The organism is Pseudomonadales bacterium (genome assembly GCA_041395945.1).
Lineage (GTDB): Bacteria > Pseudomonadota > Gammaproteobacteria > Pseudomonadales > Azotimanducaceae > SZUA-309.
In genome coordinates this window covers 835687-854334 of record JAWKZN010000001.1, presented here as the reverse complement: position 1 = coordinate 854334, position 18648 = coordinate 835687, and the positions used below count along the sequence as shown (strand labels likewise).

The 18648-nt window shown below is 55.6% G+C and carries 16 protein-coding genes; 9 read left to right on the top strand and 7 right to left on the bottom strand.

Translation table 11 applies throughout. The features are described 5' to 3' along the window. Positions 1 to 77: 77 nt before the first annotated feature. From R3E82_04005 to R3E82_03990, 4 genes are all read right to left on the bottom strand, one after another. Positions 78 to 629, bottom strand: a complete 552-nt coding sequence (locus R3E82_04005) for a hypothetical protein (protein ID MEZ5550031.1) — start codon at positions 627 to 629, stop codon at positions 78 to 80. Beyond that, positions 619 to 1848 carry a CaiB/BaiF CoA-transferase family protein gene (locus R3E82_04000; protein ID MEZ5550030.1) on the bottom strand — a complete coding sequence of 410 codons (1230 nt, stop codon included), beginning with the start codon at positions 1846 to 1848 and terminating at the stop codon, positions 619 to 621. The genes R3E82_04005 and R3E82_04000 overlap by 11 nt, the downstream gene beginning before the upstream one ends. 50 nt (positions 1849 to 1898) lie before the next feature. Beyond that, a complete protein-coding gene (locus tag R3E82_03995) occupies positions 1899 to 3245 on the bottom strand; it encodes an MFS transporter (GenBank protein MEZ5550029.1) in 1347 nt (448 codons plus the stop codon). Between the two features lie 98 nt (positions 3246 to 3343). Beyond that, on the bottom strand, positions 3344 to 5581 hold the full coding sequence (locus R3E82_03990; protein MEZ5550028.1) for a TonB-dependent receptor: 2238 nt from the start codon (positions 5579 to 5581) through the stop codon (positions 3344 to 3346). A 286-nt stretch (positions 5582 to 5867) separates the two neighbouring features. Between R3E82_03990 and R3E82_03985 the strand changes: the two genes are divergently transcribed. Beyond that, positions 5868 to 6479, top strand: coding sequence for a TetR/AcrR family transcriptional regulator (locus R3E82_03985; protein MEZ5550027.1), 612 nt, complete (start codon positions 5868 to 5870; stop codon positions 6477 to 6479). A gap of 4 nt (positions 6480 to 6483) precedes the next feature. On the opposite strand, the gene R3E82_03980 is transcribed toward R3E82_03985, so the two are convergent. Then, a complete protein-coding gene (locus R3E82_03980) occupies positions 6484 to 6876 on the bottom strand; it encodes a cupin domain-containing protein (GenBank protein ID MEZ5550026.1) in 393 nt (130 codons plus the stop codon). 821 nt (positions 6877 to 7697) lie between these two features. Here R3E82_03980 and R3E82_03975 point away from each other — a divergent pair. The 5 genes from R3E82_03975 to R3E82_03955 all read left to right on the top strand — a co-directional run bounded on the left by R3E82_03975 (position 7698) and on the right by R3E82_03955 (position 14061). Next, a complete protein-coding gene (locus R3E82_03975; GenBank protein ID MEZ5550025.1) occupies positions 7698 to 8282 on the top strand; it encodes a carboxymuconolactone decarboxylase family protein in 585 nt (194 codons plus the stop codon). A 51-nt stretch (positions 8283 to 8333) separates the two neighbouring features. Beyond that, entirely contained in the window at positions 8334 to 9212 is an 879-nt protein-coding gene (locus R3E82_03970; protein ID MEZ5550024.1) for a VOC family protein, read from the top strand. Between the two features lie 19 nt (positions 9213 to 9231). Beyond that, positions 9232 to 10848, top strand: coding sequence for an acyl-CoA synthetase (locus R3E82_03965; protein MEZ5550023.1), 1617 nt, complete (start codon positions 9232 to 9234; stop codon positions 10846 to 10848). Beyond that, complete coding sequence (locus R3E82_03960) at positions 10845 to 11861, top strand: amidohydrolase family protein (GenBank protein ID MEZ5550022.1); 1017 nt, start codon at positions 10845 to 10847, stop codon at positions 11859 to 11861. The genes R3E82_03965 and R3E82_03960 overlap by 4 nt, the downstream gene beginning before the upstream one ends. A 307-nt stretch (positions 11862 to 12168) precedes the next feature. After that, complete coding sequence (locus tag R3E82_03955) at positions 12169 to 14061, top strand: acetyl-CoA hydrolase/transferase C-terminal domain-containing protein (protein MEZ5550021.1); 1893 nt, start codon at positions 12169 to 12171, stop codon at positions 14059 to 14061. A gap of 79 nt (positions 14062 to 14140) precedes the next feature. Here the strand turns inward: R3E82_03955 and R3E82_03950 are convergent, their stop codons facing one another. After that, the gene (locus R3E82_03950) at positions 14141 to 14386 is read right to left on the bottom strand and encodes a hypothetical protein (GenBank protein ID MEZ5550020.1); all 246 of its coding nucleotides are present in this window, start codon (positions 14384 to 14386) and stop codon (positions 14141 to 14143) included. Between the two features lie 158 nt (positions 14387 to 14544). Between R3E82_03950 and R3E82_03945 the strand changes: the two genes are divergently transcribed. After that, positions 14545 to 16029, top strand: a complete 1485-nt coding sequence (locus R3E82_03945; protein MEZ5550019.1) for an ankyrin repeat domain-containing protein — start codon at positions 14545 to 14547, stop codon at positions 16027 to 16029. 143 nt (positions 16030 to 16172) lie between these two features. Here R3E82_03945 and R3E82_03940 read toward each other — a convergent pair whose 3' ends face one another. Next, a complete protein-coding gene (locus R3E82_03940; GenBank protein MEZ5550018.1) occupies positions 16173 to 17123 on the bottom strand; it encodes a hypothetical protein in 951 nt (316 codons plus the stop codon). A 39-nt stretch (positions 17124 to 17162) separates the two neighbouring features. Here R3E82_03940 and R3E82_03935 point away from each other — a divergent pair, with 39 nt between their 5' ends. Then, positions 17163 to 17624 (top strand): hypothetical protein, encoded by a 462-nt coding sequence (locus R3E82_03935; protein ID MEZ5550017.1) that lies wholly within the window; start codon positions 17163 to 17165, stop codon positions 17622 to 17624. A gap of 344 nt (positions 17625 to 17968) precedes the next feature. Further along, the gene (locus R3E82_03930; protein MEZ5550016.1) at positions 17969 to 18448 is read left to right on the top strand and encodes a hypothetical protein; all 480 of its coding nucleotides are present in this window, start codon (positions 17969 to 17971) and stop codon (positions 18446 to 18448) included. Positions 18449 to 18648 lie beyond the last annotated feature (200 nt).

Genomic DNA, 18648 nt, shown 5'->3' with positions numbered 1-18648 from the left:
CAATTCGTTCCAACATCCGGCGCACCGGCAGCTGACTCCGAACTCCGAAAATGCCGATTCCAGCCTCTGGACGTTTACTAATGACGAATCTGGTGTGCCTGACGCCTGATACCGCGCAGTGCGGATTTGCGGGTCATTCCACTGATCACACTGATAAACCGCGCATAGCGAAGCAGCTTTTCCCGCCCTTCCGCCCCAGGGCAGAATGCCCTGGTTTTAGTGGTCAGGCGCGTGCGTCCGCCCGGCAGTGATTCCAGTGAGAAACTTACGACGACCTTGGCCACATCAGGGTTGGAATAGTTTCGAAAGTCTGCTGAGCTCACCTTCAGCAGACCGCCACCGGGCGTCCAGATTTTGCCCACAAGTCCAAGCAGCAGTTCGTGCGGCGGAGCTTCTTCGACCAATGTGAGACCGGCCAGTTCCAGGTCAGCCAGCGTCGGACCCAGAGGATTCCGTCCCGTCAGCCTGCCAGGAAGGCTTCGCAGCCAGAAGAGTACTCGGAGAAGATAGGCATTTCTCAGGTCAAGTTTTCTAACGACCTGGTATACAGGTTCGATCGGCGCATCGATCTCAATCGTATAGGCCTTCAGTGAAACCTGAGAATCCGGCAGGTACTCATCAATCAGCATCAGATCTCCGGGATAGAGGTAAGATAACTCCCGACATCCTGAACTCACTGATGTCCTCTTTGGAATAGCCAATACTTTCGAGAACTTCCTCAGTATGGGCGCCGACACCGGGTGCGGCGCTGCGAATCCTCGTCGGAGTGCTTGAAAACTTGACCGCCGGCCCTACCAGATCACCGAATACTCCAGGTTTGATTTCCACTCTTTGCAGCATGTCCCTAGCCTCTACCTGGGGGTCTTGTGCGACTTCACGAAAAGTAGCCACTTGAGCTGCTGGAATACCGACACTGTGACAGAGGGCAAGTACGTCCGCGCGTGTCTGCAAAGTACACCAGTCGTTGACACGTTGATCAATTTCTTCCCGATACTTCACTCTGAGTGCTGCGGAAGAGAATCTGGAATCCGCCGCCAGCTGTCTGTCTATCAGATTCGCAAGATTGGTCCATTGCTTTTCAAGCAGCACTGCGATGTAGATCTGTCCATCTCTGCAGTCGTAAACACTTGCAGGAACCGTGGGATAACGATTTTCCTGCTTTTCCTGTTCGATTCCGAGAGCACCAATTGTGAGGTTTGTGTTTGACTGAAACAGCATCGCATCCATCATACTGATATCAACATACTGCCCGCGCCCGGTAACATCTCTGTGTCGTAATGCCGCAAGTACACCGAGCGCCGCATGCACACCCCCAAGATCATCGGCGAGCGCTGTAGGTGCTCTGAGTGCACCACTGGATCTCGTGCCATTTCTAGATGCCCAGCCACTCATGAACTGAATGACCGGGTCATAAGCCGCCTGTTCCGAATATGGACCGTTCTGACCGAATCCTGTTATCGAGGCATAGACAAGTCGCGGGTTCAGCTCCGCACACCTGTCGTAGCCAAGGCCCCAGCGTTCGAGTGCACCCTTGCGGAAGTTTTCGATAAGAACGTCGGCTGTTGCGACGAGCTTTCTGGCTATTTCCTGTGCCTGAGCATCGTGCAGGTCCAGTGCGATGGATTTCTTGTTGCGATTGACGGTATGGTAATTCACGGATTCATCTGTTCCGGGGAATCGATAACCGATTCGGCGAGTGACGTCGCCGTCGGGATGTTCTACCCGTATCACTTCCGCACCAAAATCCGCAAGAATGCATCCTGCCATCGGACCGGCCCAGGTAGTCGTGATCTCAATCACCTTTACCTTTTCCAGGGGGCCGGTGCTCGAACTATTCTCTTCTGTCATTACTGCTGTCCCAATACCTTAAGCGATGAGTTTTTCGCTCGAATGTGACCTCATCCGGTCAGTTTCTTTGTCTCCCATTGAAGAACTACCGAGTTGTCAGTATCGAAACTTTTCGCAGTCACGGCATCCCGGCCTATCCTTGGCCCAGCGAAGAACAGCACAACCCCGCCCGCAATGAAGAGAGCAGAGATACAACTCAGTGAGTAGCGCAACGACAGGAAGGGTTGCGAAGGCGTGTTGTGGCCTGCAAACAGATCGCTTACGAGTCCGGACAGCGCCGGTCCAACACCCTGGCCGAAAAACATGAGTGCAACCAGCACGATAGCGGTCGCGGTCCCGCGAATCCGCGCACCCGCCGTCAGATGAATAGCTGCGATCAAGGGAGGTGCGTAGATTCCCATGGTCAATGCAGGAATCAGGCCCATCAGGATAGTGAGCGTCATACTCGGTGCATAGACCTGCAGAATCATCGCCGGACACGATGCTATCAGCGCAATCGCCGGTAGGAATGCGATCCAGCTGATATGCGTCTTTAGCAGTTTGTCGGATAGAACCCCTCCGATCGCCATTCCGACCAGTGTAGGGACGACGACTGTCAGGCTTATCAGGAAACCCGCGTCTCCCGTTTCAAGATCGAATCTGCGCATGTAGAACGCAGGTAACCAGGAAATCATTGAGAAAAGCGCCATGCCGGCAAGTGCATACCCCACCACCAGCAACATATAGCCACGCCTTTGCACAAGTCTGGAGAGAGCAAGACGGGTAGGTGGTGCAGGAAGGACTTCCTGGCCTTCCTTTTTCTCTGCGGCACCCCGTTTCGGTTCCCTCAGGGTGAGCATGAGCAGCGGTCCCAGAAAAAGCCCCATCAAACCGACGACGACAAACGTCATCCGCCATCCAATGAGTTCACCGAGATATCCTGCCCCCGAGAAGGCGGCAAATTTACCGATGTGCGCCGTCGAGAAATAGACACTGAAAGCTCTGCCGCGCGTCTCTGGAGGATAATAATCGGCAATCAGTGCCTGCCCGGGTATGGAACCGCCTGCCTCTCCCGCCGCAACTCCCGCCCTCAGAAAAATCAGTTCCGCATAGCTGCGTGCCAGACCACAAAGCGCAGTGAAACCACACCAGATCGTTACGAAGACCGCCAGAAATCGGACCCGGTTCACCCGATCCGTCATTACACCGACCGGCAACACCAGCAACGTGTAAGTGATCGCGAAGGCAATGCCGGTAATCACGCCCATCTGACCATCAGTCAGATTAAGGTCTGTTCGAATCGGCTCTATGAGGATGTAGATAACGTATCTGTCAACGTAATAAAAGAAGCTGACCAGACTTAAAACCATGAGCGGATAGTGACGCATCAGCAGTCCCGAAAAGATTCCTGAGTTCACTCAATGCTCCACAATCAATTGGAAAAGGAATCTGGATCCGGCCAAGCCGGATCCAGATTCCACCTGTACCCCCAGCTGCAGGGCTGGCAGCCTGTTGATCAGAAGTTCGCCCGCAGCTCGATACCCCAGGTTCGACCAGCACCTACGTAACCGGAGTATGCCCCGGTCATGATTGTCATATCCTCAATCAGCAGGGCGTAGAACTCATCTGTAGCATTCTCGAGAAAGCCAATCACTTCAAAATTGTCATTCAGTTGAATGCCTGCCCGGACATTGAGCAGTCCGTAGGCGTCCTGCGTGGTGTTAGGATCGAGGTCAAGTCCGTAGGTGATGTCATCGCGCCACGAGTACTCACCCCGCAGATGCCAGCTCATGCCATTGGACAGCGGGAAAAGCTTTTCGACCGACAGGTTGTAGGCATACTTCGGCACGCCAGCAAGCTTTTCACCACTGAAGTCGCGGAAGCAGTTCCCGCCCTCTACCGCAATCTGCTGGATTGTGCAGGGGCCACCTTTCAGGTCAGTGAACTCTGCATCGATGTAGGTAAAGCTTGCTGCAATATCCAGTGTATCGATGGGTCGTGCACGGAACTCGATTTCGATTCCCTTTGTTTCAAGTTCCCCTTCACTGTGGAGTGTTCTGACCAGTCGCTGAGCATCCACTGATTCGGCCTGATAGCCATCATAGCGCTGGAAAAACAGGTTCGCGTTCAGCAGGGCGCTTTTATCGAAAAGGCTTGTTTTGACACCGAACTCCCCACTGACCACCGTTTCCGGATCTACCCAGGTTTCGTCAGGGTCCCCTGTGTAAAGGGTTCCATTACTACCGAAGTCCACGGCCTTCCCTTTGTAACCTCGTGCAAAGGTTGCGTACAACATCGTATCTTCGGAGGTGTGATATTCGAGTCCAAGTCTTGCAGACCAGTCTCGATCAGAAGTACTGCCTGATGTCGGAGAGAAGACACCCGGGAAGATAAACATGTTTCCATAGCGTATCCCTTCAACCTCATGTTTCTCCCGGATAAGTCGAGCACCGGCGAAAACCGCCAGTGCATCAGACACTTCGTATCTCGCATTTCCGAACAGCGCATAATTGTAGACGGTGTGCACAGCATCGAGCACGGATGTACCGGAAGTACCTGCGCCTGGGACCGGATAATCTGATCCCCCGGTGTAGACCACATCCCGGGTAAACTCGGTGCGGTTCAGATAGGCTCCCAGCAGATAGGACCAGCCATCCTCTTCCGGCGAAAGAAGGTGGAACTCCTGGGATCTCACGTTGGTCTTCCGGTCGACCTCGGTATTCGCGATATCAAATGGTGTCATGTCGCTGTCATTGAAAGAGTAACTCTCCCAGTTCCGGAATCCTGTGATCGATCTGAGCGTGAAACCCGAAGCAAAGTCGTAGGACATGTCATGGACGATGTGAATCGTCTCCATCTCTTCCACAGACCCAATACCATTCATCGAGATTCGACTTTCCCCCGAAGGCAATACGCCATACTCAGCCATAGCCGGGAGCATGAAGGTTCTGAGGAAGTAGCCGTAAAGCGCCGGATTCGGATCCAGCCCTACCATCATGCGAGAGCAGCACTTGTCATCCTGATCGATATAGGTAATTGAAGATCTCGCACTGAATGCATCCCAGCCCCAATCGGCGGTGAAGCGCAATCCGTACCTGTCGAGCTCGCCTTCCCGAACACCGCTGGCCAGTGCTTCGGTTTCACCCTTGTTTCGGGATCGCGTGAAACCGGCCAGGCGAAGATTCACCGAATCGGAAACTGGTCCACTGACAGCAAAGTCAAGCCGGGTGTCCTCGAACTCGTCCAGATACTTGATTCGACCCGAAGCTTCGAATTCATCAGTCGGGCCACTCGTCGTTACCGAGATCAGACCAGCCGTTGTATTCTTACCAAACAACGTGCCCTGTGGTCCGCGCAGGACTTCTACACGATCTGTGTCGAACAGCATACTCAGGGCAGAGCCACTGGGCCCGGTCGATATACCATCGATCACAACGCCGACCGAGGGTTCAATACCCTCCCCGTATCCTGGATTACCAATACCCCTGATCCTCAGACCGGATGAAGCTGAAGTCGAACCGCCGATGGTTACAATCGACGGAGACAACTTGAACAGATCCTTAACTTCCGCAACACCGGTTTTTTCCAGTTCCTCTCCGGAGAGAACCTGTACCGACATAGGCACTGTTGAGAGTCCCGCATCTCTTCGTTCCGCGGAAACGACAATTTCCTCGATCTCAGCAGATGCGACTGACGCCATGGTGATAGTCACCGAAATGGCGCATATCAAAAAATTTCGCTTTCTTCGCCCCATTTACCCACCCCTCGCTATTGAGCATGTTGATTTGCCTTATACATAATACATAATACATAATATGTATAATCTAAGATTCCATGAAACTTGAACAAGAGTCAACAAAAGAAAGTCGGAGTAAAAAGCGGGGTAACAGAAAGCGGGAATACTGAATTTCATGCGGAAATTGATGCTGAGCCAATTTGTGGCCATAATTTTACTGCCACGGATTCTTCGAGTTCTGCGGGTTCCGCGAAGTAAGCCATCAATCGAACTAAGATCAATTTGGGGAATTTGGAACAGCAGGATGAACATGGGAACTCAACGCACCCGGCGAAGCCAGGCGGAGCGACGCGAAGAAACACGGCTTAAACTCCTTCAGGCAACCGTGTCCTGTCTCGACGAATTCGGCATCGCCGGCATCAGGATTGCCGATGTGGTCGCCCGCGCAGAATGCACAACAGGTGCCATTCAATATCTGTTTGGCAGCCGCGAGGAGCTTATCGTAGCCACCATCGAGTACCTGTTTGACAAGAATCGAAGAAACTACGATGTCCTGAAGCGAACCGGCACACTTGATGAACGCCTGTTCAAACTCACAGATCTACGAATCCGGCGTATGCAAACCGGCTACAGGGCGTACGTGGAACTGATGTCTTACAGCAGAACAAAAACACCGCTCGGAGAAAAGCTGAGAGTCACCCTGCGGGCAACTTCCCAACGTCATGAGGAATGGTTCCTGTGGTACCTCGAGGATCTGAACCTTGACAGGGAGCGTGTGATTGCTGCCAAGGATCTCCTGGCCTCCTCATACTATGGCCAGGTTCTGTTCGACATGTACAAAAACGACCGCAAGCACTTCCGAAAAATGCAGCGTCTCATGATTGAACTTGTATCGGCTTATCTCACGAAAGAGTGACCAGTTACTTTTCGCCGTCTACAAGTACGAATGCCATTCGTGCTATCCGGTCTGATCGGTTAGCCCACGCGTGATTTGTCCCTCTCTGTATGAGAATGTCACCCGCACGCATGGTTGTCTCTCCCGATTCCATGATCGCTACAATCTCCCCTTCAAGCAGAATCGCGTAGTCAACCGTGTCCGTAACATGCATCCCCGGGTGACGCTCACCACCCTTGTGCTGTGCATCGGGAAACAACTGCTTGATGGACTCCTCCATCTGGCGACGCCGCACCTCGGGGTTCGGATCTTCCGGAGGTAAATCAATCACCCGCAGGACCGTTCCGCCCGGAGGAGGCGAGACACCGAAGTGCTCTGTAATCGTGTCAGCCTCCGTAACCGAATGATCTGCTCCCATGGTCCTCCAGATGTTTGCATTTCTGAATCCTGTTCGATTCTCCATTGTTACGGTTGCTGGTGACTCACCGTCTTCGACGATGCAGGACCGCCCCTGGGGATCCAGTCCCGTCACTATTCGCCTTACTGGCCTGAGCCACTCGCTGTTGTCCGGATTGGTCATTTTTAATAAATATTATATTTTATCTAACCATGCAGCCTATTCGGGCACACTGGTGTTGTAAAGAGCGACGGCATTTCATCTGTCAGCATTCCCGTATCAGGCGGGCAACAAGAGGTTACGCGCGCTTTTCAAGGCACCTCGCGTAGTCCGCGTGTCGGTGTCGTCAGTCCCGCAATCCGGCACCTGGTTCAACAAACGCTTTCCGGTCCTTCATAAGGTCCGCGGCGCAGTCGAATACCGTCTGAGCCATCTCTTCCCCACCCGGCTCCGGTTCCAAACCGCTCGAGTGTGAACGCAGGAGGCGGAGCTGTCAGGCCCTCGCTCAGCTCGACCGGGATGTAGCAACAGTCCACCACGGGTGAGTTACTGATTCAGCGTTTCTGAACCGAGACATCGAAGCCACGGTCAACCCCACTTGTGACGATCCGCAGCGCTCGCGCGTAAAGGACGATACTTTCAGCAGGTTCACTGGTGTTGAACCGGTTCGCGGAGCGTCGTCATTCCCCCCTGCAGCCTGAGAACTTCGCAAAGATCATCCGCGCAGCGGCGTGATCCGTTGGCCATGATCACGATTCCTCCGCAAGCAACCAGTGCACGAGAACAATGTAGATTAATAAATAATTATATGTATTATTGTTTCCGGACAGCAGGGGACAGGTATGACGCTGGTTCAACCCAGAGCACGCGAAGAACTCACAGAACTGGAGCCCGTACTCCAGATGGTGGAATCAACGATGGGTTTCGTGCCCGAAAGCATGCTGACAATGGCCCATTGGCCTGAACTGCTGCAAGCAGTAAGCAACGTAGGTGCCGTCATTCGCAGCGGCGAACTGCCGGCTGGATTGAAGCAGTTGATTGCCTTTGTAGTCAGCAATGCTGCGAGTTGCAGTTACTGCCAGGCCCATACCTCTCATGGTGCCCGGGTTATGGGTGTCAGCCTTGAAAAAATCCAGGCCGCCTTCGAGTTTGAATCGAGCCCGATTTTTTCAGAATCAGAAAGATCTGCGCTTCGCGTTGCCCTGCATGCGGGCATGGTGCCAAACGCCGTCGAACCGGCACACATTCAGGCACTTAAACAACACTACTCAGACAGACAATGCGTAGAAATTGTCGCGGTTATTTCGTTCTTCGGGTTCCTGAACCGTTGGAACGACACGCTGGCTACCACGCTCGAAGACAAGCCAAGGGAATTTGCATCTTCAAACCTGACAGCAGGTGGCTGGAATGCCGGCAAACATGCGTGACGTCAGAGGCTGGGACAACGAGAAAACCATGAACTCAACCCGGAGATTGCCGTGATAGGAAAACTGTACCATCTTGCCCACATGGTCGAGGATCTGGCCGCCACCGACCGTCTTTTTTTTGAGGTCTTTTCCTGTCTGCGTCCCTACCACGACTACGAGGACGGGGGAAAAAGGTACGCGTCACTGGCGATCATCGCTGATCAGTGCTTCGAACCAATCCATCCCTCAGACGATCCCGCCGATGCAGACACGCCACTGGCTCGCTACCGCGCCCGCTTCGGTGATCGGATGCATTCAATTGCGTGGTATGCGGATGACGTCCAATCATTCGCGCGCCGGCTGCTTGACTACAAAATCCGCCTGATTGGTTTAAATGGTCGTCCTGTGACGGACCCCGAACCAGGAATGGCAGTCTGGACTCATCCCAGGGATACAGGTGTGCTGATTGAATTTGCCGAACCAGGATTTGCAGCTGATCCCCGACTTGGACGAAGTTTCAAGCTTGATCTCTGGCGAAATCATCCCCTGGCGCTCCTTCGCACTTCACACGTGACAGTGTTGACGCACAACCTTGATCATGCGGACTGGCTGTACGGTGAGGTACTGGGCGGTTCGCTGCTGCACAGGGATACCACCAATCCAGCTACCCCGCGGGCATACTATGCAATCGGTGAAGACACCGTCATCGATGCAGTTGCACCAGCTACGCAGGATACACCAGAGGGAGCCGATTACGCTGCTGCGGGCAAAGCTGTCCACGCGATCACGTTCGCGACTGCAGACCTTGCGGGTGCCTGCAGGTTCCTTGCTTCTCACAACATCAGCGTTACCGAGGCGGGTCCAAACCTTGTCTGGCTGAACCTCGACCCTGGGCATGGTCTGCGTATGGGTCTGACTGACATACCTATCCCCGGCGATCTCAGGTCCTGATTCTCAAGGAGCTGGTTAAATGAGCTACGCCTGGAACTATGCAGAAATCCTTGCCGAGGTTGAAAAAGTTACACCCGCCAACCAGCCCGCCCTGATCCATGGCGACCGGGTCATCTACTGGCAGGACTTTATACGACGCACCAACAATCTCGCCCGCAACCTGCTGGAAGCAGGTGTACAACCGGGTGACAAGATCGCGTTTTACCTCCGCAACTGTCCCGAGTACCCCGAAGGGGTCGCCGCTGCATTCAAAGCAAATCTGGTGCATGTCAACGTCAACTATCGTTACATCGATCATGAGTTGATCTACCTGCTCGACAACTCTGATGCAGCAGTTGTTGTCTACCAGGCGGAATTCCAGCCGCTGGTAGACAAGATTCGCGGGGAACTGCCGAAGGTGAAGCTCTGGGTCTCTGCCGACAATGGCGAACCTTCCGTCTATGAGGAGCTTGCCGAGAAGGGCGACGGCACCCCCCCTGATGCAAGGCATAGTCCCGATGATCTTATATTCGTGTACACGGGGGGCACGACGGGTCTGCCAAAAGGCGTAATGTGGCGTCACGATGATCTTTTCAGGCTTCAGAACACCGCGGTAGAAAATACAGGCCTCAGCGACCTGCCCTTCCCGGATATGGAAGCCTTCATCAGAATGATTGTCAGTAATCCTCGCCCAGTCAGCATGCCGTTGCCGCCAATCATGCATGGGACAGGGCTGACGGTTGCAATCTCCACCATGATGCACGGCGGTACGTGTATCACGCTGCCTTCGCGAAGATTTGATCCCGAGATGGCGCTGGACTACATCGACCGGTACCACGTCAAAAAGATCACGATTGTGGGCGATGCCTTTGCCAGACCATTACTGGAAGCACTCGATGCCAACCCGGGCCGGTGGGACTTTTCATCCCTTGCGGTTATCACTTCTTCGGGTGTCATGTGGACAAAGGAGGTCAAGGCCGGATTGCTCCGCCACAACGAGAATCTGAGACTGCTGGACATATTCGGCTCATCAGAAGCAGCCGGAATGGGCGCCTCCGAGATGACCAGGGACAGGGAAGTCGATGTTGCAAAGTTCACAATCGGGCCCAATTGCAAGGTTTTCACCGAAGCGCACCACGAAGTGGCGCCGGGCTCTGGTGAAGCAGGTATGGTCGCCGTGACAGGACACCTGCCCTTGGGCTACTACAAGGACAAGGAGAAGACGGAAAAGACTTTCAAAGTCATCAACGGCGTACGGTATGCCATTCCCGGGGATTGGGTGCGTGTGGAAACGGACGGAACACTGACTCTCCTGGGTCGAGGCAGCAACTGCATCAATACCGCTGGCGAAAAAGTCTACCCGGAGGAAGTGGAAGAGGCATTGAAACTGCACGAGGGCGTTGAAGATGCTCTGGTGTTTGGTGTTAAGGACGCAAAATGGGGCCAGTCCATCACCGCGGTCGTACAGTTCGCCAGGGGCCACCAGATCAATGAACAGGAACTGAGGGAATTTGCCAGGCAGCACCTGGCCGCGTACAAGATCCCCAAGCGCATTCTCAGCAAGGACAACCTCGAGCGTGCCCCTAACGGCAAGGCAGACTATGGGGCGATAATGGCTTTCGCTGAGAAAACAGTTTCGGCGCCGAGTGAGTCATGAGCCTCGCCGCCAACAGCGCAATAGATGCGTTCATCCAGCGTGAAACTCCCGAGGACATTCTCGAACCTGAGCTGCCCATCATCGATGCCCACCATCACCTGTGGGACATTCGCAACTCCAGAACGGAACCCTTCGCAAGCGCCGAGCAGAAGGTTTATCTCTGCGAAGAAATATCGAATGACATCAGGAGTTGCGGTCATAACATCACCCAAACAGTTTTCGCCCAGTGCGGTTCCTTCTACCGGGCTGACGGACCGGAACTGTTCCGGTGCGTTGGAGAAACGGAGTTTGCTCACGGTATCGCTGCCATGAGCCGCTCCGGCGTCTACGGCAATGCGCGCCTGTGCTCGGGAATTTTCAGCACAGCCGACCTGCGCATCGGAGCAGCCGTGGAGCCTGTACTTAAAGCACACATGAATGCTTCTGCGAATTTCCGAGGTATCCGTAGCGCCTTTCCTTCCGACCTGAATGACACATTCCTGGAAGGATTCACGATACTCGCGAAACACGGCCTTTCCTTCGACAACTGGTCGCCCAACTACGAACGCTTGCCTGCGCTGGGGAGGCTGGCAGAGGCCTGTCCGGATGTGACGGTAATCGTCAATCATCTCGGCGGTCGAACAGATACAGCGGCGGACGAGACAACATTCAACAACTGGCGGGAATGTATTGAGTCAGTAGCCCGCTGTTCCAACACCGTGATCAAGCTCGGTGGTACACAGATGCGGATTGATGACTGGAAACCGGCATTCCACATGCATAAACGCAGTACACCAATATCCTCCGAAGAATGCTGCGATCTTCTGTTTCCCTGGTACCTCGCGGCCATCGAGGCATTCGGTGCGGAACGCTGCATGTTCGAAAGCAACTTCCCGGTCGACCGGGAGTGCATATCCTTCCGAACACTCTGGAATACCTTCAAGCGTATCGCCGGGCGGGCCGGAGCAAGCGAGCAGGAAAAGGCGGATCTGTTTAGTGGGACCGCTGCCAGGGTCTATAGACTCACAAATTAGACCTGGCTGTTGGGTGCGTACCTTATGGTTCGCAGAACGACACAGGCGCCCGTCTCCCCGAACAGTCTCCCATTCCAAACAATGCACAACCTTCCGTGACAGATCAGATCCAGAACTGTGCTTCACGAAAGATTCAAAAATGCAAGTGGAAAAAACGGGATGGGAACCATTCAACGATGGATGTCTCTGGTGGCGCTGACTACAGGTGCAGGGCCCGCTGCGACCGTGGCCGGACTCTCCATATCTTGTGAGAACACACAGCTTCTTCCAGACTCTGCACTAATCGAGCAGATAGTAGCCTCACCGCATGAGCACTTCTTTTAGCGATGTTGACGCCTGTGCCGCGAGATTGGTTGAGTACCTCTCCGGCAGGATTCGGATCGCCCTTCCACTGGGTCTGGGCAAACCGGTACAGCTGATCAACGCGCTGTACCGACGGGCCTGTGCAGACCCGGGTGTTGAATTAAGCATCTTCACCGCTTTAACACTCGAACGGCCAGCCGCGAGATCGGAGCTGGAACGCCGACTGCTTGGTCCCATTTTTGAACGGCTGTATCAGTCGGTTCCCGATTTAGAATATGTCCGGGACCTGCGTAAAAGCGCGTTGCCCGCCAACGTGACCGTCGAGGAGTTTTATGTAAGACCCGGAGCGTGGCTTACAGTACCCGTCGTGCAGCAGAACTACGTCAGCACCAACTATACCCATGCTGCACGCGATCTTCATAGCAAAGGCATAAATGTCATTGCCCAGCTGGTCGCACCGGACGATGGCCAGGGTGAATCGTACAGCCTGGGGTGCAATCCTGATGTCACACTCGACCTGCTGGATCTGGCCCGGAATGGCGGTGGCAGCGCTCCCCTGCTGGTCGGTGAGATAAATCCGGCACTGCCATTCATGTATGGGGATGCGGTACTGGCAGCCGGTGAATTCGACATGCTGGTTGAGAGTGACAGCACCCACTACCCGCTCTTCCCCGTGCCTAACCGGTTCGTTCCGCTGGCGGAACAGATTATCGCAATCCGGGTGGCGGCGCTGATCGTGGACGGCGGAACACTGCAGATCGGCATCGGCAGTATCGGCGACGCGGTTGCCTGGGCGATCGGTATGCGGCACCAGCAGAACGCAACCTTTCGTGCGCATGCACAAGCACTGGAAGCTGACGGGGCCACAGACGATCTGCCCACCGGCCTTTACGGCATGAGTGAGATGTTCGTGGAAGGATTTCTCCATTTACACACCCTTGGCGTGCTGCGGAGAACTGTGGACACGGACATATTCCTGCATGCGGGGTTTTTTCTCGGGTCTGCCGGCTTCTACGAAAAACTGAGACAGCTTCCGGTGGAGGTTCGACGCGGTATCAACATGACCAGGATCAGCTATACCAACAGCTTGCTCGGTGACGTTGATACCAAGTTCGCACAGCGAACCAATGCACGCTTTGTCAATACAGCGATGATGGTGACCCTGCTGGGTGCCGTGGTCTCCGATGGTCTTGCCGATGGTCGGGTTGTAAGCGGTGTTGGCGGTCAGTACAACTTTGTTGCCATGGCACATGAACTCCCTGGTGGGCGCTCAGTCATCGTCCTACCGTCAACTCGTACCAGAAAAGGTAAAGTTACGTCGAACATTGTCTGGAATTACGCACACACCACGATTCCCCGACATCTTCGAGATATTGTCGTTACCGAATACGGTACTGCGGATCTTCGCGGCGCGTCTGACAGCGAAGTCATCATTCGCCTGCTTGGGATAGCGGACTCCAGATTCCAGGAAGATCTCCGCCTGCAGGCGGTCGCGAGTGGTAAACTGGCTCCCGACTACCGGTTGCCTGACACAGCAACCCGTAACACCCCGGAAGTACTCTCAGCGGCAATCAGCCGTGCAGATCTTCTCCAGGCGCTTCCCTTCTATCCCATCGGCAGTGACTATACCGACACGGAGGCACAGCTTGCCGTAGCCCTTTCAAGTCTCGCAGAACATATCGGCAACAAGCGCGCCCTGCTGAAGGATCTTGCCAACGGCTGGCGCTGTCGAAACGACACAAGGCTGAAACCCGCCCTGACGCGAATCGGCCTTGAGGCACCACGGTCTTTGCAAGACCGCTTCTATCGCCTCCTGGTGGCAGCAGCGCTGGATCGGGAAGTGTTCAGATCCGGTCGACCGCTGAACTCGGCGGCTTCATCCATCAGCCGCACATGAAGTCGGCTTAAAGGTCTAAGCGATTGCCTCATGTTGAGGCTTCACACTGCTGTGGGCACAGCCACGGCGATCGCGCAGATCATGCTTGCGGGTCTGCCGGCTGCCGGCCGACGATAAAGCGTCGCCACAGCGCGACAACCCATGCCGACACGGAAATCGTGATGGTGGTCAGAAACAGGCATGCACCGAGAAAAGTCAGCCACACCTGATCATCTTCATAGCTGGCCTTGGTTACCCAGTACGCTACTATGGAAACCACGGCAAAAACTACCGCGAGAGTCAGCGGTTTCCGGGCAGTACGCGTGCGGAATTGGTCTTTTATCATGTCATGCCCATACAATGGCCAACCGGTGAGTTTCACGCATGAACGGGTGTCCGTGTATCAGTAGTTACCGCAGGTCAGGCCCGGAACCGGCCGCCATTCGACGCGAATGAACACAACTGATAACGTCCTCACCTGCATCAGAGCGAGGATGTGACCCTATGGCTGTGCTTGGCGGTGACAAACGAATCGCAGATGCTCCGGATGCCCAGCGGCTGCTCGAGGAGCAGGAGAAACTCAACGCCCTGCTTGCGGCGGCAGCACAGCCGGATATCAACCGACTGAGCGCATTGCTCGATGATGGACTGGCGGTTGATCATCGCCGAGCAGGAGGCCCAACTGCGTTGATGGCCGCCGCCGAAGCGGGTCATGCCGAGGTAATTCAGTACCTGCTGGATCGGGGCGCCGCAGTCGATCTTGCCACGACCCGGGGTACGACAGCACTGATGTATGCAGCGCATAGAAAGCAGCTCGATGCTCTGAAGTGCCTGCTGGCCGCCGGCGCGTCAGTCGATGCACGCGACAACGACGGCGCAACAGCCCTGACACATGCCGCGGCTCATGATCTGTCTGCCGGCGGAACGGCCGTTGCCTTCCTCATCGATGCACTGGTCGACGCCGGCGCTGATATCAACGGTTTAAGCAATGACGGTAGCTCCGCCCTCTCGCTGGCCGTGTACCTTCAGCGGCCTGATGCTGCCCGAAGACTGCTGTCGCACGGCACCGATCCGAACCAGACGTATCATAATGGTACCTCTCCTCTGATGATCGCGTCGGAACGGGGTTACCTGGAGATCGTAGAAGACCTGATTGCAGGCGGCGCGACGATCGACGCAGTTGATACTAATGGCTTTACCGCCTTGATGTTCGCATCCTCCGAAGGCCATCAGGAAGTGGTCATCGCCCTGCTGACGGCAGGTGCAGCAGTTGATGCTCAGTGTCCGTCGGGGAACACGTCGCTGTGGTATGCGTGTCTGAAGAATCGCGCATCGGTGGTCAGGACCCTTCTGCAGCACGGGGCGTCGGTGGATAACCTGGGACCGGATACAGGGTCCGTGTTGCTTACCGCTTTGACCCAGGGCCATGAAGAAGTGGCGGGATTCCTGGTGCGGAAAGGTGCGGCTGCGGATTCTCTCGGGGAAGATGGCAGGAGCGCATTGCTTGTTGCGGTGCAAAAAGGGTTTCGAACGCTCATCCCGATGTTGCTCGAAGCAGGCGCGAATCCAAACCAGGCTTCCGCCGACGGGACAACACCACTACTGCAGGCTGCACTGGCGGGGGACGAAGACACCGTCAGGCTGCTGCTCGAGGCGGGGGCGGAGGTCGAAGCGCGGAACGAGAAGGGTATGACGGCGCTGCTCACTTCAGCCGAGACCGGGAACAGCACTATGGTTCAGGCGCTGGTCAAAAGTGGTGCCGATGTGGGTGCTGCCCTGCCCGATGGCAATACCGCATTGCATCTGGCCGTAAGCAGCCAAAGAGCCTCTCTGTGTAGAGACCTGCTCGATCTCGATGCGCCGCTGAATGCCAGAAACGACCGGGGCGAAACGCCTTTGCTGCTTGCGGTGCAGCTGAAACTGAAGGATATCGCACTGGCACTCCTTGCGAAGGGGCCGACCCGGATGCCGGCTCACATGATGGACTGAATTGTCTGTGGTGGGCGGCGATTCGTGGGCCGGAAGAACTCCTCGACGCATTGCTCGACCACGGAGCGCGTTCCGACTGTCGATTGGCGGTTGAACTACCGGCTGATCCGGCGCCGCCGATAAACGTTGAACGCGACGCTGCCTTAAAACTGACTGGTGATATCCGCAAAACCCTGATTACCGCGTTGCCGGATCTGCAGTCCTCCCAGGTCACGATAACGCCGCTCTGCCTGGCTCTGGCCATGCGCCGGCCGGACACCGCTGCCAGATTGATCGAGCGGGATACGACAGTTGATGACGAAATTTCGGAGGGAGTCAGACCACTGCACATCGCCTGCGGTGCCGGTCACGAAGGTTTGGCCGCGCGTCTGTTGTTCAAAGGTGCAAGCGCAACCATACCGGACATCCGGGGCAACAGCCCGCTGCATTGGGCAGTGCGGGAAGGGCGCGAGAAGTGTCTCGAACCCCTGCTGAATCATGGTGCAGATATCAATGCGCGGAATTCTGGCGGGCAAACGGCACTCATGATTGCCGCACAGCACGGCAACGCTGATCTTGTGGGTGAACTGCTCGATCTTGGAGCAGATAAGGCGGTCACCGCGACCGATGGTCGAACCGCGTTCGTACTGGCCGCGGATGCGTCCACGCGTCGTCTGCTCAACGTCGATCCGAAATGGCCGGCAGGCCTCGAAGACTGGTCCGAAGAAACACCACTGCAGACCGAATCGAACCAGTGGATTCGATATCAGTGCCGACTGCTGGGCGATGAGGATGATCGGGAGAACTGGAGGGAAGTGGATATCCGGATACTGCCGCAGCATCACCGGATATGGCGCTTCACCTTTCTGGAAAGAGTGGGTGAAAAGGACCTGTCCTGGCGCATTGCCCTGGCAGTGCATGATTGGTTCGGGAGTGAGACGGAAACTGAACGTCACCTGACGCTTTCCGCTTCCAATCAGCCGGTCGTTTTGAGAGTCGGTCATCGACGGTGGAGGTTCACCGACGCGGTCAGGATCATGATCGAAACTCCCGGACACAAGAAAAAGCGGATTCTCCATACGATCGGAGATATGGACGTAGATGAGCATCGTCACGACGTCGAATGGTTGGCGAGGAACAAGCCAGGTGCACTGATGGCAATATGGCGTCGTGCCGACAGGCGGATGCGTGGTGCGGAGGCACACTCGAGGTCACGACATATCGTTGATCGGGCGCAGGTCACCCGCATTCTGAAACGCTATGTCGATGGGACCCGTGCGCTCCGACGCTTCGAGACAGAATCATTGTCTTACGCTAAGCAGCTGCTCGAAGAGCCGGTGTATGGATATGGACGAATCGGACTGGATCGGCCGGAATTCCGTCTCCAGGCTCTGATTCTCGGCTGCGAAATCGAGAAGTGGCAATTGGATGCGCAGGCAGTGAGCATCATTGAGAAGATTCTGTCGTTTCCTGAGGAGATCATGATCACAGACAGCATGCTTTTCTCAGAGGAGCGCGATAGCGGTCAGCTGATCGTCGGCAAGACCTGGAAAAAGACAGAATGCCTGGAACGCTGGAGTCGAAGAGAGGGCGCAGGTCGAACAGGCAGTCTCTGAGCGGTGCGCTCCAGGGGGACCTGATCATTAATGTGCGGTGCCGCTCATCGTTCTAACCGACGACACCAGCGACTGGAGGAGCGCAAAGACGAGGATACCGAAACACGACGATACACAGAAAGTGTTCTGGCAGTTCAGCGTGGTTTCCCGGTAACTCCGCGCGGTGATAACCGGATCTCTGATGACACAGGTCACAGAGCGTTCGGCTGCCTGCGGATGGAGTGTATTCGTTCCTTCCCTCTCAGGAACATCATGAGTCGCGGGATCTATCTGTCAGTTCCGGATCATCGCCCCGGTTTTCTATCGACAGCCGAACTTCCTGCCGGTGTTGTAATATCTGCCACATGATGAGATCACGCCTCCTCAGCATCCGTTCCGGCGCTGCCGGTTTCACCCTTCTTCTACTGGGAAGCTGCGGCCATCCTGCAGGAACTCCCTGCGAAATTCAGGGGAGTGGTTTCACGTCCTCGCACGATTGTGCCCACCAGTGCCTGTCCCGCTGGCAGATCGCCTGCCCGGACGGTTCTCGGGTAACCCCCAATACCTGCTCCGGCGCCTTCGATTGCTCTCCCGGCAGCTGCCCCGACGGCCAGGTCTGCTACGCCGACGACGACCCTTTCGAAGCGCGCACCTACTGCGTGATGGCCGACACCTGCGGCAACCTGAACGATGAAACACGCGGCACCTGGGAGCGAGAAAGCCTCGAGCACCAGCGGACGCTGGTCAACGAGTACAACGCGAAACGCAAGCGCCGGCTGGAAGCGAAAAAAGGAGGCGAGCCCTGGATCACGAGCGATGCCGAACCTCTCCAGACCGATCCCTGAGGCCATCGAGCACAAAGGAGATCGGGAAGAGCATTTGCGACATCTGTGGCGACAGCAAGTATTCCGATGAAACAAATGTGGTTACTCCTGCCCAGGTAAAAGAGTTGATTCGGTCGGGTCGCGCGAGGTCAGACACCACCGCGGCCAGTCCAGCGCACCTCTGCCGCTCTCCACCGTCTGGCTCAACGCTCCACGGGATC